The 12,792-nt window shown below is 60.6% G+C and carries 15 protein-coding genes; 11 read left to right on the top strand and 4 right to left on the bottom strand.

The window, feature by feature from the left end:
- Positions 1-23: 23 nt before the first annotated feature.
- A complete protein-coding gene (locus ACTIE1_RS03360) occupies positions 24-734 on the bottom strand; it encodes a response regulator (protein WP_439561675.1) in 711 nt (236 codons plus the stop codon).
- Between the two features lie 151 nt (positions 735-885).
- Here ACTIE1_RS03360 and mce point away from each other — a divergent pair, with 151 nt between their 5' ends.
- Positions 886-1,290 (top strand): methylmalonyl-CoA epimerase, encoded by a 405-nt coding sequence (mce, locus tag ACTIE1_RS03355; RefSeq protein WP_439561674.1) that lies wholly within the window; start codon positions 886-888, stop codon positions 1,288-1,290.
- A complete protein-coding gene (locus ACTIE1_RS03350; protein WP_439561673.1) occupies positions 1,290-1,556 on the top strand; it encodes a DUF1467 family protein in 267 nt (88 codons plus the stop codon). Before mce ends, ACTIE1_RS03350 begins: the two co-directional genes overlap by 1 nt.
- Positions 1,557-1,600: 44 nt before the next feature.
- On the opposite strand, the gene ACTIE1_RS03345 is transcribed toward ACTIE1_RS03350, so the two are convergent.
- Positions 1,601-2,173, bottom strand: coding sequence for a nitroreductase family protein (locus ACTIE1_RS03345; protein WP_439561672.1), 573 nt, complete (start codon positions 2,171-2,173; stop codon positions 1,601-1,603).
- Positions 2,174-2,360: 187 nt separating this feature from the next.
- Here ACTIE1_RS03345 and galE point away from each other — a divergent pair, with 187 nt between their 5' ends.
- Positions 2,361-3,362 (top strand): UDP-glucose 4-epimerase GalE, encoded by a 1,002-nt coding sequence (gene galE / locus ACTIE1_RS03340; protein ID WP_439561671.1) that lies wholly within the window; start codon positions 2,361-2,363, stop codon positions 3,360-3,362.
- A gap of 37 nt (positions 3,363-3,399) precedes the next feature.
- Here the strand turns inward: galE and ACTIE1_RS03335 are convergent, their stop codons facing one another.
- Complete coding sequence (locus tag ACTIE1_RS03335) at positions 3,400-4,188, bottom strand: IclR family transcriptional regulator (RefSeq protein WP_439561670.1); 789 nt, start codon at positions 4,186-4,188, stop codon at positions 3,400-3,402.
- Between the two features lie 180 nt (positions 4,189-4,368).
- Here ACTIE1_RS03335 and ACTIE1_RS03330 point away from each other — a divergent pair, with 180 nt between their 5' ends.
- The 3 genes from ACTIE1_RS03330 (at position 4,369) to ACTIE1_RS03320 (ending at position 6,929) form a co-directional block, all read left to right on the top strand.
- Entirely contained in the window at positions 4,369-5,121 is a 753-nt protein-coding gene (locus ACTIE1_RS03330; protein WP_439561669.1) for an SDR family oxidoreductase, read from the top strand.
- A 1-nt stretch (position 5,122) separates the two neighbouring features.
- Complete coding sequence (locus ACTIE1_RS03325; RefSeq protein ID WP_439561668.1) at positions 5,123-5,989, top strand: amidohydrolase family protein; 867 nt, start codon at positions 5,123-5,125, stop codon at positions 5,987-5,989.
- Between the two features lie 79 nt (positions 5,990-6,068).
- Positions 6,069-6,929: a fumarylacetoacetate hydrolase family protein gene (locus ACTIE1_RS03320; protein ID WP_439561667.1), complete on the top strand. Its 861-nt coding sequence runs from the start codon at positions 6,069-6,071 to the stop codon at positions 6,927-6,929.
- 21 nt (positions 6,930-6,950) lie between these two features.
- Here ACTIE1_RS03320 and ACTIE1_RS03315 read toward each other — a convergent pair whose 3' ends face one another.
- Positions 6,951-7,970 (bottom strand): LacI family DNA-binding transcriptional regulator, encoded by a 1,020-nt coding sequence (locus tag ACTIE1_RS03315; RefSeq protein ID WP_439561666.1) that lies wholly within the window; start codon positions 7,968-7,970, stop codon positions 6,951-6,953.
- Between the two features lie 148 nt (positions 7,971-8,118).
- Here ACTIE1_RS03315 and ACTIE1_RS03310 point away from each other — a divergent pair, with 148 nt between their 5' ends.
- Genes ACTIE1_RS03310 through ACTIE1_RS03290 form a run of 5 tightly spaced genes read left to right on the top strand, consistent with a single transcriptional unit; the run spans position 8,119 to position 12,784 of the window.
- Positions 8,119-9,108, top strand: coding sequence for a tripartite tricarboxylate transporter substrate binding protein (locus ACTIE1_RS03310; protein ID WP_439561665.1), 990 nt, complete (start codon positions 8,119-8,121; stop codon positions 9,106-9,108).
- Positions 9,109-9,123: 15 nt separating this feature from the next.
- Positions 9,124-9,603, top strand: coding sequence for a tripartite tricarboxylate transporter TctB family protein (locus tag ACTIE1_RS03305; protein ID WP_439561664.1), 480 nt, complete (start codon positions 9,124-9,126; stop codon positions 9,601-9,603).
- A gap of 6 nt (positions 9,604-9,609) precedes the next feature.
- Entirely contained in the window at positions 9,610-11,112 is a 1,503-nt protein-coding gene (locus ACTIE1_RS03300) for a tripartite tricarboxylate transporter permease (protein WP_439563259.1), read from the top strand.
- Between the two features lie 13 nt (positions 11,113-11,125).
- Positions 11,126-11,902, top strand: a complete 777-nt coding sequence (locus tag ACTIE1_RS03295; protein WP_439561662.1) for an HpcH/HpaI aldolase family protein — start codon at positions 11,126-11,128, stop codon at positions 11,900-11,902.
- 6 nt (positions 11,903-11,908) lie between these two features.
- Positions 11,909-12,784: a PfkB family carbohydrate kinase gene (locus ACTIE1_RS03290; protein WP_439563258.1), complete on the top strand. Its 876-nt coding sequence runs from the start codon at positions 11,909-11,911 to the stop codon at positions 12,782-12,784.
- Positions 12,785-12,792 lie beyond the last annotated feature (8 nt).

Genomic DNA, 12,792 nt, shown 5'->3' with positions numbered 1-12,792 from the left:
TCCCATGCTGAACGCGGGTTGTGTCAGATCAGCGGTTGCCCGCGCAGGCGGTTGCGCAACATCAGCGCCAGATCCGTGATGCGCCCTGTGTCGCGTGCATTACTTGCCGCCGCGCTAAGCGCCGTGTCATGCAGACTGTTTGCCAACGCCTCGATAAACTGGAGTGCATAGGTCCGCTGCGGGCCTGCGCCCGCCCCTTGCAGCAGATCGCAGGCCAGATACACGTCATCGCGCAGCGCTGCCGGATCATGCTGCGGGACTTGCGCAGGGCCATTGTGTTGACGCAAGTGGAAGAAAACCGGCGCAAGGATGGACCTGAATTGCGCAACACTGGCGATGGGTTTGGGCAGGAAGTGGTCTGCGCCCGCATCCAGTGCGGCGGCCGCAAGGTCCGGCTGGCCGGATGTCGCGACAATTAGCCCCACGCGCGGCCTGCGCGTGTCCATTGCCCCAATCAGGTCCAGCCCCGACCCGTCGGGCAGTCCGATGTCAACGATAACCGCATCGGGGGTATACAGGTCCAGATGGCGCTGCGCCGCCTTCAGGCTGTCGACACGCCGCAGCCGTGCACCGGCGCCACGAAACATCAGGCGCACGGCATCACTGGCCACATGGCTGTCTTCCACCAGCAGCAGCGTTCCCCCGTGGGCGCGATGATGCACATCCGGTCGGGGCCGCATCATCATTGCGTGTGTGCTGCGCTGGTGGGCCATTGCTGCGCCATAGGTGTTCATCACATCCTCCGTCCGCTATTGATGAAGGCCAGTTCACCGCAATTTGCCTAATATGCCGTTAAAGTTGCGCCCCATTCTGGCACGCCGCACTTGCATCAAGCGCAAATCCCCAGCATAAGCCTGCGCAACATTGTTACCTTGGGGGATTGCCATGATCGGACGCTTGAACCATGTTGCCATTGCCGTGCCGGATCTGGACGCCGCTGCGGCGCAATACCGCAACACATTGGGCGCAGATGTCGGCGCGCCACAGGATGAACCCGATCATGGTGTCACAGTGGTTTTCATCACCTTGCCCAATACCAAAATCGAATTACTTTACCCGCTGGGTGAGAACAGTCCCATTCAGGGTTTTCTGGACAAGAACCCGTCCGGCGGCATTCACCATATCTGTTACGAGGTTGAAGATATTCTGGCGGCACGCGACAAACTGAAAGCTGAAGGCGCGCGCGTTCTGGGCACGGGAGAGCCGAAGATCGGTGCGCATGGCAAGCCCGTCCTGTTCCTGCACCCCAAGGATTTCAACGGCTGTCTGGTTGAACTGGAGCAAATCTGATGTCGGTCATGTCTGCAATCGCGCTGTATGGGGTTATCTGGTTCATGACCATGTTTCTGGTCCTGCCCTTTCGCATGAAAACCCAAGGTGAAGCGGGCGAGGTTGTGCCGGGTACGCCATCTTCCGCACCATCCGATGCCCAGATGATGCGCAAGGTCAAGATTGTGACAGCCATTGCAACGACAGCATTTTTCGTAATCGCCGGAATAATCCTGTCAGGTGTCATCACCTATGACATGATCGAGGCGGTCACGCGCAGATCTTAACGGCCAGATCGCGGCCTATGGGCTGCGATCCGGCGCACCGGCAATCAGTCGATAAACTGCGTCATTGCCGCGACATCAGGGCGCGGGCGTTCCGGCGGGGCGGATGACGCTGTTCCAAGGTGGATGAAGCCCGCAACCCATTCATCCGGTTGAAGCCCCAGTGCGGGCGTGACGAATGCGCGATCATGCGCCACCCAGCCGGTCAGCCAGTTTGCGCCTAACCCGCTGGCCAGCGCGGCATTCACCAGCCCCAGACATACGGCGCCTGCGGTCAGTGTCTGTTCGATCAGCGGCACCTTCTCTGATGGTTTGGGGCTGGCCACGACTGCCACGACCAGATGTGCCTGTGCAAATGTGGTGCTGGCCTTGGTGATCTTGTCTGCGTCGATGTGCTGGTCGTTGCCATAGTCTGTGATCTTGCGGGCCATGGTCGCACATGCAGCATGTTCCAGAACGATGAACCGCCAGGGTTCCAGTTTGCCATGATCCGGCACGCGCGATGCGGCGGTCAGCAGGGTCATCAAACTGTCCTTGTCGGGCACAGGCAGACCCAGAAGTTTGGCTGGTCTGGAACGGCGGGTTTGCAAGAATGCCATTACGGCCGGATCTGTCTGCATATTATTCCCTTTTTGTTGCCGTGCATGACATAAGCCCTTCTTGCCCGCCGGAAAAGAACAGGAATTCAGCCTGTGCGGCCGATACACCCGAATTTATGCGCAAAAAATGCAGATCAGCCTTTCAATAGGGCGCATTTTCCCACAAAACCAACCATGAATTTTCTACTTTTTTTGGAGTTCTTTTTTTATGAGCTTGGCTATGGATGCCCCCAATGTGTTGGTGACGGGCGGGGCGGGTTATATCGGGTCGCACGCTTGTAAGGTTTTGTCGCAGGCCGGATACAGGCCGGTCACTTTTGACAATCTGTCCACGGGTTGGGCTGCGGCGGTGAAGTTTGGCCCCCTTGTGCAGGCAGACCTGCTGGACCGTGCCGCCATTGATGCGGCATTTGCGCAGTATAGTCCTGTGGCCGTGATGCATTTCGCAGCCCTTAGTCAGGTGGGCGAGGCGTCGCGCGATCCGGGCCTGTATTGGCGCAACAATGTGGGCGGGGCGCTGAATTTGATCGAGGCGATGGTGGCCGCAGGCTGCCGTGACATGATCTTCTCGTCGACCTGCGCGACATATGGGGACCATGACGGGGTTGTGTTGGATGAGCAAACGCCGCAATTACCCTTGAACGCCTATGGCGCGTCAAAGCGCGCGATCGAGGACATATTGCGCGATTTCGGGAAAAGTCATGCGCTGAATTCTGTTATCTTCCGGTATTTCAATGTTGCGGGTGCCGATCCCGATGCGGAGGTGGGTGAATGGCACCGCCCTGAAACCCATCTGATTCCCATCATGATCGAAGCCGCCGCTGGCACGCGGGATGCGCTGGTGATCAATGGCAACGACTATCCGACCCATGATGGCACATGCATTCGTGATTATGTGCATGTGATGGATCTGGTGCAGGCGCATGTGCTGGGACTGGAGTGGTTGCGTGCGGGCAAGCAAAGTCGCGTGTTCAATCTGGGCACAGGTGTCGGGTTTTCCGTGGCCGAGGTTATTCGCCAATGCCGCGCAGGGACCGGCCACCGCGTTCCGCACAGTTTCGGCCCGCGGCGCGAAGGTGATGCGGCGGCATTGGTGTCAGGTAGCCGCCGCGCCATAGAGGAACTGGGTTGGGTTCCCAAGCGGTCGTCGTTGAAGCAGATGATCGAGGATGCGTGGCGCTGGCATCAAACCGGTGGTTATTCCGGATAGTCGCGCCATGGGCTGCCGGTCTGATGACTGCGCCCGCCTAGTTCAGCGCAATCTGCGCGGCGACGCCGCGCAACAATTCCAGCGTGTGTGATACTGCAATATCGGGGGCATGGTCCGTCCCGATCCTTTGAATATAGGGGCAGGTCAGCACGGCGACAGCATTGCCATCAGTGCCGGATATGGGGACTGAAATATCTGTCACACCGACCAGTTGCCTGCTGGGTCCGATGCGACAGCCGGCGGCACGAAGTTCGTCCAGCCCGTCAGGGGCGGGGATGTCCGCGGCCTTGTCCTGATCTGTGCGGATGGCCTGCAGAATGCGGGCGCGGGCGGCTGTGTCCTGAAAGGCCAGAAGCGTCTGGCCCGATCCGGTGGTCAGAATGTCCAGCTGCGACCCGACACGCAGGCGGAATTCCCATGTTGCCTGATGGCTGGCCTGCGCGACCACTGCCGCACAGCCACCTTCCTGCATGACCAGATGGACAGACTGGAATGTGCGGCGTGAAAATTCGTCCATCAACGGTTGCGCCTGCGACACCAGACGCCGCATTGGCGGGTGGGCAGACCCCAGTAAAAACAGCTTCATGCTTAGGGCGTAGCGGTCGCCTTCTGCTGACCGGCAGATGTAGTTCCGCGCGACCAGCCGTTCAATCATGCGGTAAATCTCGCTTGGGCTGCGATTCATGGCGCGAACAATCTCGCTGCGGGTCAGTCCGCCCGGCTCGGTCGCCAGAAGTTCCAGTATGTCCAGCCCCTTGTCCAGTGCCGGTGCGCGGTAACGCGCGTCGCTGGCGGTTGCAGGGGCTACCGTTTTCTTACCGGTCATGCGTGTTTCCTGTTCCCTGCACCGATACGCCCCCTTCGGTCGCAAAGGTGACCGGCTGTCGGAGGCGAAAATGGCAGCAAAAATTTATGCTTGCAAGCATATCAAATATGAATAGTCTGTCCAAATATAAATCTTGGCATGTGCAAGGCGCGTGAAAGCCGCCAGCAAAAAGGGGGGCATATGCGACTGGAAGGGAAGACTGTCCTGGTGACAGCGGCCGGGCAGGGCATAGGGCGTGCGGCTGCCATTGGTCTTGCGGCTGAAGGGGCGCATGTGATTGCGACAGATATCAATGAAGCGTTGCTGGATTATGCGGGGCCTTCCGGTGCGGGCAATGTGCAGGTGCAGCAGCTGGACGTGTGTGACCCGCAGGCCATTGCGGCGCTGCGCGACCGGCTGCCCGATCTGGATGGCCTGTTCAATTGCGCGGGTATTGTGCATCAAGGGTCTATTCTGGACCTGTCCGACGATGACTGGACCCTTAGTCTTGATGTCAATGTCACGTCCATGGTGCGCATGTGCCGCGCGTTTTTGCCCGGAATGCTGCGGCGCGCGGACGCGACGGGAACAGCGGCCATACTGAACATGGCATCCATGGCGTCATCGGTGAAGGGCTTTCCAAATCGCGCGGCATATGGCGCGACCAAGGCTGCGGTCATCGGGTTGACCAAGGCGATTGCAGCCGATTTCGTGCAAAAGGGGATTCGCTGCAATGCCCTGTGCCCCGGCACGATCGAAACCCCGTCCCTGCGCGGGCGCATTGCCCAGGCCGCCGATCCGGTGCAGGCAGCGCGTGATTTCATAGCGCGCCAACCCATGGGGCGGCTGGGGGCGGTGGATGATCTGGTGCCGATGATCACCTATCTTCTGTCCGATGAAAGCCGCTTCATGACCGGCCAGCCCGTTCTGGTTGATGGCGGGGTCACGATCTAGCATGTCGGGAATTGATGCACATTGTCATATCTGGGCACTGGATCGCGGGGATTATGGCTGGATTGATCGAAACAACCCGTCCCTTGCGGCCATCGCGCAGGATTTCGGAACAGAAGACCTGTCCGCGCGGTTGCGGCAGGCCGCGATTGCGCGCGCCGTCGTGGTGCAGGCCGCCCCGACCGAGGATGAAACGCGCTGGCTGCTGGCGCAGGCGCGAAATTGCGATGCGGTGGCGGGTGTTGTCGGTTGGGCGGACCTGACGCAGCCCGATATTTGCACAAGGTTGCAGGCCCTTGCCGCAGATGGCGCATTGCGCGGCGTTCGCCCTATGTTGCAGGATATTGAACAGGATGACTGGTTGCTGACGGCACCGCAGGACGGGTGGGTGCCTGCCATGCTGGAACATGGGCTGCGGTTTGACGCGCTGGTGTTGCCGCGGCATCTGGACATGCTTTTGCGCTTTTGCGCCCGCAATCCTGATTTGCCGGTCGTGATTGACCATGCGGCGAAACCCGCGCTGGCCGCCGCGCCGGATGACCCGCGCCATGATATGTGGCGCAGCGGAATGCAGCGATTGGCCCGCGACACGGCCGCGTGCTGCAAGATATCCGGCCTGCTGACCGAAATGGCCGCTGCCCAATTGCCACATGCGCGCGATATCCTGTTCCCTGTCATGGATGATTTGCTGGACTGGTTTGGTGCAGATCGCCTGATGTGGGGGTCGGACTGGCCTGTGCTGCGGCTTGCCGGCAGCTATGACGGGTGGCATGGGGTGTTTCACGACTGGCTGGAACGCCTGCCTGCGCCGGACCGCGCGCAGATCAGCGGCCAGACCGCCGCGCGGTTCTATGGCCTTGACGGGGCTTGACGCAAGATTTCGTCGGGGGATGCCTGACATTCCCCCCAAACACATGCCGCGTTGCGGTGCGAAAAAAACAGGATAGATGATGAAACTACTACGTTTTGGCCCTGTGGGGCAGGAAAAACCGGGTATTCTGGATGGGCAAGGTCGTGTGCGTGACCTGTCGGCGCATGTCGATGACATTGCGGGCCAGACATTGCTGCCCGAAACAATGGCGCGGATTGCGGCGCTGGATATTGAAACCCTGCCGGTGGTCGAGGGCACGCCGCAACAGGACCTGCGGCTTGGCCCATGTGTGGGGCGTATCGGGAAATTCATCTGTATTGGCCTGAATTACGCGGATCATGCCGCCGAAACCGGCGCAGCCATCCCGCCAGAGCCCGTGATCTTCAATAAATGGACATCGGCCGTTGTTGGCCCTGATGATGATATCCAGATCCCGCGCGGGTCCACCCATACCGATTGGGAGGTGGAGCTGGCGGTGATCATCGGCAAGGGGGGCAGCTATATTGCGGAAGATCGCGCGCTGGATCATGTCGCGGGCTATTGCGTGGTCAATGATGTGTCCGAACGCGAATTCCAGTTGCACCGTGCGGGCACATGGGACAAGGGCAAGGGCTGTGACACGTTCGGCCCGACGGGCCCATGGCTGGTGACACCGGACGAACTGGACGATATCGACAATCTGCATATGTGGCTGGAGGTTGACGGCAAGCGCTATCAGGACGGATCATCCGCGACGATGGTCTATAAAATCCCGCACCTTGTTTCCTATTGTTCGCGCTTCATGTCCTTGCAACCCGGCGATGTCATTTCGACCGGCACACCGCCGGGGGTGGGCATGGGGCAAAAGCCCCCCCATTACCTGAAGGGCGGCGAGGTGGTGCGCTTGGGTATTGAAGGATTGGGCGTTCAAACCCAGAAAGTGCGCGCCGCTATCGGATAAGGAACGCGCCGGAACGGGGGGTCAGCTGTGCGAAGCGGCAGGCCCCACTGTTTCGCGCATGACCAGTCGCGGGGGCAGGATGACAATGTCCTGCCCTGTCATGGGCGCCAATAACCGGCGCGATGCACGCCGCCCGATTTCGGCCTTGTCGACCGCGATTGTGGTCAAGGGCGGAAAGGTCAGATGCGCTTCTTCCATGTCGTCGCAGCCGATGATGGAAATATCCTTGCCTGGCAGTTTGCCCAGTTCCTGACAGCCCGTGATCATGCCGAAGGCGATCAGGTCACTGAAGCACACCACACCCGTGGGCGGTGTTTCACGCATAAGCAGCATGCGCGCGGTCTGGTGGCCAAACTGGCGTGAAGTCGGCCCGTGCAGTATTTCGGCCGCGGGCAGGCCCGCATCGGACAACGCGCGCTGCACACCCAGAAGCCGGTTTTGCGCCGTTGATGTCTGCTGTCCGCCACCCACCCAGACAATCTGTCTGTGGCCATGCTCTATCAGGCATTGGGCGGCCAGTTGTCCTGCCAGCAGGTCATCATTCACAAACTGGGGCAAAGGCACATCGGTTAGCGCCCGCGATACGACCACGGCAGGCACCAACGGGTCGGTTTGCCCGTCGGGCAACAGGGCGGCAAGATCGGCGCGTGTGGTGCCCCTGACGGGCAGCAGGATAATGCCGCCCACGCCCTGTTCCAGTGCAGTTTGCAAGAAGCGGCGCTGGACGGCTGCATCCTCGCGGGCGATGCCCAGAAAAACCTGCATCTGATGCTCGCGCAGCTCATCTTCTATATGCTCAAGGAATTCGTTGAAAACGGGGTTGGACAAATCACTGACGCACACCGCGACAAGGTTGCTGCGCGTCTGGCGCAGATTGGCGGCGGCGCGGTTGTAAATATAACCCAGTCGCGCGGCAGCCTGTTCGACACGCTGCGTTGTTTCCGGTGAAATACGCGGGTGCCGCCGCAGCGCCAGCGACGCAGTCGCGACAGTGATTCCCAGATCGTCGGCGATTGTCCGAAGGGTGACACGTTTGATCATAATTCAAAAACTTTAGCGCGCGAAACTTGCAATATCCAGTTGTTTAATCGATTGACTGAATTGCTTTGTGCATGTTTACTCCTGCCCAGAGAGGCGCGTGCGGATTCGCTGTGCAAATGCTCTCGTTCACGGAGGAGGAGGAATTTACATGACATCCATGATGAAAACAGCCCTGCGCCTTGGCGTTCTGGGTGCCATTGCGGCGTCAACCAGCACTGCCGCGCTTGCGCAATCGTGCGACTGGACGCCGGATCGCGCTGTCACCTATATTGTCCCATGGGGCGCAGGGGGTGGCACCGATGCCAATTCGCGCATGCTGGCCACCATGCTGGAGCAAAAATGGGGCGTGCCGTTCAATGTCGTGAACCGCACAGGCGGCAACGGCGTGACCGGCCACAGTGCCATCGCCAATGCCGATCCGGACGGCTACACCGTGGGGGCGGTGACCGTTGAAATCAACACCATGCATTGGGTTGGTCTGACCGACCTGAACTATACCAACATCACCCCGCTGGCGCTGATTGATATTGTGCCCGCAAGCGTTCTGGTGTCCAAGGACAGCCCGTTTGAAACCATTGGCGATGTTCTGGATCATGCCCGCGAAAACCCCGGTGACCTGACAGCGTCGGGGACATCATTGGGTGGTATCTGGCATCTTGCGCTGGCCGGTATGCTGAATGCCGAAGGCATGGACCCCGAAAGCATTCGCTGGATCCCCTCGCAAGGGGCGGCGCCCGCGTTGCAGGAACTTATTGCCGGCGGTGTTGATATGGCAACCCCCGCGCTGTCGGAAGGCAAGGCGCTGGTGGATTCAGGCGAAGTGCGCGCACTTGCCTATATGCATGACACGCCCATGGCCGCCCTGCCGGATGTGCCCGTGACGGCTGAAGCGCTGGAAAGCGGCTGGACACTTGCGGCCTATATCACCATTTCCGGCCCCGAAGGCATGCCAGAGGAAATTTCCTGCGCCTACCAGCAAGCGGTCGAGGAAATCACCCAAACGTCGGAATGGGCTGAATTCAAGGAATCGCGTGGCGCGGAAGTCGTGTTCACAGGTGGCGATGATCTGGTGGCCTATATGCAGGCACAGGACGAAGCGCTGGGCGCCACGATTGAAGCTGTCGGTCTGGCTGAATAAGCGCGGCGCAGACAGATGATTATCCGACGTGACTTTGTGGTGGGGGCGGTCCTGATCGCCCTTGCCGTTGCCATGATCTGGGGGGCGCAGGGGTTCCCGCGCATTCGGGCCATGCCCTACGGGCCTGACCTGTTTCCCAAAATCATCGCGGGCGGGCTGATCCTGTCGGCCCTTGGTATAATTCTGGAAGGGCTTCGCAACATGCGCAGCGGGCAGGCACAGGATGACATTGCGCAGGGCGCGATTACCCCGCTGGCCGCAATGTCGTTTCTGGGGATTGTGGCGCTGGTCGCAGGGTTTGCGCTGCTGCTGCCTGTTCTGGGTTTTCATGTTGCGGCGGCGCTGGTGCTTTTGGGCGCGGTGCGTATTTTCGGCGGCAATTGGGTGCTGGCGGGGATCATGGCGATCACGGCGCCGGTGGTCCTGCATTACATCTTTTATTCACTTATGCGCGTTGTGCTGCCTTGGGGCGTGCTTGCGCCCTATGCATGGTAGGCGCGCATGGATCTGCTGGCCATATTCACCATCGTCCTTGACCCCAGAATACTGGGAACGATCCTGCTATGCACATTGTACGGGGCGTTTGTGGGCGCAATGCCGGGTCTGACAGCGACCATGGCCGTGGCGCTTCTGGTGCCGTTTACATGGTTCATGGACCCTGTTCAGGCCGCAGCCGCAATCGTGGCCACAACGACTACAGCCATCTTTGCGGGCGATATTTCGGGCGCGTTGCTGAAAATCCCCGGCACGCCCGCATCCGCCGCCTATGTCGAGGACAGCTTCCGGCTGTCGCAAACGGGCAAGCCGCGCACAACGCTGTTCACATCGCTTTTTGCGTCGGTATGCGGGGGCGTGATCGGGGTTGCCATTCTGGCCTATGCCACACCGCAGCTTGCGCAACTGTCCCGCAGTTTTTCCAGTGACGAGGCGTTCTGGCTGGCCACATTGGGCCTGTCCTGCGCGGTGTTTGTGGGCGGGCCGTCCGTGCCGCGCAATTTTGCAAGCCTGTTTATCGGGCTGGCCGTGGCCACGATTGGCATTGACGTGGCCGTGGGGCACCCGCGCTATACGTTCGGCGTTATGGAACTGTATGACGGGATCAACTTCATTCCCGCCATGATCGGCATTTTTGCCTTGTCGGAACTGTTGCGAAATGCCGCGCTGGGCCGTCAGACACGGCTGGGAAAACTGGTGGTCGAGCCGCTGTTTTCAGCCATTCGCGCAGCCTGGCGCGAATTCCGGACACGCTGGAAAAATGTCATCCGGTCTGCCAGTGGGGGCACGGTTATCGGTGCGCTGCCGGGTGCGGGCGCCGATGTGGCGGCATGGATTGCCTATGCCGTGTCGCGCCGGTTCTCGAAAACGCCCGAAGCCTACGGGCGCGGGCATGTCGAAGGGGTTGTTGATGGCGGCGCGGCCAATAACGCCGCCGTGGCGGGGGCATGGACGCCTGCGCTGGTGTTCGGCATTCCCGGCGACAGTGTGACGGCCATTGCCATTGGCGTGTTGATGATGAAGGGCCTGACACCAGGGCCGGATATCTTCGCCAATGATACAGTGCTGGTTTACACGATTTTCGGGTCGTTCTTCATGGCGAATGTGCTGATGCTGTTGACCGGCGGGCTGGTGGTGGCGCTGGCCACGCAGGTTTTGCGCGTGCCGCGTGCCGTTCTGATGCCGCTGATTTTGCTGCTGTCCATGATTGGCGGTTACGCCATAACCGGCAGTGTTATCGCAATCTGGATCATTCTGGCGCTGGGGCTTCTGGCCAGTGGCATGATCTGGGCGGGCATGCCGCTGGCCCCTGCCATTCTGGGCATCGTCCTTGGCCGCATTGTCGAGGATAACTTCATGGTGTCGATGATGAAATCACGCGGCGATCTGACCGAGTTTTTCGCGCGCGACACGGCCGCGGTGCTGGGCACACTGACATTGCTGGTCTGGGCCGCGCTGTTGCTGCGCGCCGGCTGGAGCTTTTTTGGAAACCGGACTTCGTCCAAATAACAGAGATGACAAGATGACAGGAAGAAACAAACTTAAGGCGCGTCTGAAGGCGGGCGAAACTGTCGCTGCGGCATGGCTTGATCTGGGATCGCCCGATGTGGCGGAACTGCTGGTGCATGCGGGCTGGGATGTGATTGTCGTGGATTGCGAACATGGTGCTGCGGGGCTGGAGGATGGCTTCAACCTGATCCGCGCTGTGGAAGCAGCAGGCGGCGAGGCCATTTTGCGTGTCCCCGACGCCAGCGAGGCCGTGCTGAAACGCGCATTGGATCGGGGCGCGCGGTCGTTGATGGTTCCGATGGTGCATTCGGCGAAAATGGCGCAAGGCGTGGCGGATTGCTGCCTGTATCCGCCACGCGGCCAGCGTGGCTATGCCGCACCGATTGTGCGCGCTTCGGGCTTCGGCGCGTTACCCGATTTCGCGCGCGACCGTGCCCATGAAGAATTGCTGCTTATGGTGCAGATTGAACATGTGGATGCGGTGTCGGAAATACCGGCAATCGCGGCGATTGACGGTATTGATATGGTGTTTGTCGGCCCCAACGATCTGGCGGCGTCCATGGGATATCTGGAACGCATGGACACCCCCGAGGTGCTGGACGTCGTGAACAAGGCCGAGGAGCTGGCCCTTCAGGGCGGGTTGTCACTGGGCACTGTGTTGTGGCCAAACCGCAATTACCGCGATTTGCAGGATGCGGGTTACCGCCTGATTGTCGGGCCTTGCGATGTTGCCATGCTGGCGAACGCGGCCCGCGAAGCGCGCGTCGCCTGCCTTGACATGCTGCGCTAGGGCACGATGACCCGTATGGACAAAAATGCGCCGCATATCATTTGTGGGGGGCTGATTGCACTGGATCTGGAATTGTCGGTGTCCGGCTTTCCGGTGGCTGGCGCCAAGCACAAGGCACAGGCATCGCGGCTGGTGGGCGGGGGCGGTGCGCTGAATGCAGCGGGTGCTATTGTGCGTTTGGGCGGGCAGGTCACGCTGTATGGGGCGATAGGGGATGATGATCTGGCAGATGTGATGCGCGCGCGCATAACCGCGCTTGGGGTGCCGCTGGATCAGGTGCATGTGGTTGCGGGCGGGGTCACCCCGCATTCGGCGGTCCTGATCGAGGCAGACGGCGACCGCACCATCATCAATGCGCGCGATGACATGCTGGCGACCGGTCTGCCCCCCTTGCCGCAGCCCTTCGGCTATGACGCGGCGCTGGTCGATACACGTTTCCCACAAATCACGCATGCGCTGCTGACTGCGGCGCGCGCGGCCGGAAAACCCGCCGTCATTGATGCCGAAGCGCCTGTGCGTCTGGTTCAGGATGCGCTGCACCACGCAAGCCATATTGCATTTTCCGTGCAGGGCCTGACAGATTACGCGGGTTCTGCCGATGCTGATGCCGTGGCGCAGGTGGCCCGAAACCTGAACGCATGGGTCTGTGTGACACGCGGGCCGGACCCTGTTCTGTGCCATGACGGCAGATCGGCCTATGAAATACCCGTCCCCGCAGTCGTGGCGCAAAACACCAATGGTGCGGGGGACACATGGCACGGTGCCTTTACGCTGGCTTTGGCGGCAGGGCAGGGGGAACGGCAGGCCGTGCACGCCGCCAATGCCGCAGCCGCCCGCCATGTGGCGGGGCTTGCGCCATGCTCGGCGCAAGATGGCGTGTGATGGAGGGC

The organism is Roseinatronobacter sp. (assembly GCF_051859525.1).
Taxonomy (GTDB): Bacteria; Pseudomonadota; Alphaproteobacteria; order Rhodobacterales; family Rhodobacteraceae; genus Roseinatronobacter.
Note: the sequence above shows the minus strand (reverse complement) of the source record. Positions and strands in the feature narration are given on the sequence as shown.

What these genes read in the sequence shown, in the direction of transcription:
- ACTIE1_RS03360 (WP_439561675.1), bottom strand. Translation starts at nt 734, where the DNA reads ATGAACACCTATGGCGCAGCAATGGCCCACCAGCGCAGCACACACGCA.
- mce (WP_439561674.1), top strand. Translation starts at nt 886, where the DNA reads ATGATCGGACGCTTGAACCATGTTGCCATTGCCGTGCCGGATCTGGAC.
- ACTIE1_RS03350 (WP_439561673.1), top strand. Translation starts at nt 1,290, where the DNA reads ATGTCGGTCATGTCTGCAATCGCGCTGTATGGGGTTATCTGGTTCATG.
- ACTIE1_RS03345 (WP_439561672.1), bottom strand. Translation starts at nt 2,173, where the DNA reads ATGCAGACAGATCCGGCCGTAATGGCATTCTTGCAAACCCGCCGTTCC.
- galE (WP_439561671.1), top strand. Translation starts at nt 2,361, where the DNA reads ATGAGCTTGGCTATGGATGCCCCCAATGTGTTGGTGACGGGCGGGGCG.
- ACTIE1_RS03335 (WP_439561670.1), bottom strand. Translation starts at nt 4,188, where the DNA reads ATGACCGGTAAGAAAACGGTAGCCCCTGCAACCGCCAGCGACGCGCGT.
- ACTIE1_RS03330 (WP_439561669.1), top strand. Translation starts at nt 4,369, where the DNA reads ATGCGACTGGAAGGGAAGACTGTCCTGGTGACAGCGGCCGGGCAGGGC.
- ACTIE1_RS03325 (WP_439561668.1), top strand. Translation starts at nt 5,123, where the DNA reads ATGTCGGGAATTGATGCACATTGTCATATCTGGGCACTGGATCGCGGG.
- ACTIE1_RS03320 (WP_439561667.1), top strand. Translation starts at nt 6,069, where the DNA reads ATGAAACTACTACGTTTTGGCCCTGTGGGGCAGGAAAAACCGGGTATT.
- ACTIE1_RS03315 (WP_439561666.1), bottom strand. Translation starts at nt 7,970, where the DNA reads ATGATCAAACGTGTCACCCTTCGGACAATCGCCGACGATCTGGGAATC.
- ACTIE1_RS03310 (WP_439561665.1), top strand. Translation starts at nt 8,119, where the DNA reads ATGACATCCATGATGAAAACAGCCCTGCGCCTTGGCGTTCTGGGTGCC.
- ACTIE1_RS03305 (WP_439561664.1), top strand. Translation starts at nt 9,124, where the DNA reads ATGATTATCCGACGTGACTTTGTGGTGGGGGCGGTCCTGATCGCCCTT.
- ACTIE1_RS03300 (WP_439563259.1), top strand. Translation starts at nt 9,610, where the DNA reads ATGGATCTGCTGGCCATATTCACCATCGTCCTTGACCCCAGAATACTG.
- ACTIE1_RS03295 (WP_439561662.1), top strand. Translation starts at nt 11,126, where the DNA reads ATGACAGGAAGAAACAAACTTAAGGCGCGTCTGAAGGCGGGCGAAACT.
- ACTIE1_RS03290 (WP_439563258.1), top strand. Translation starts at nt 11,909, where the DNA reads ATGACCCGTATGGACAAAAATGCGCCGCATATCATTTGTGGGGGGCTG.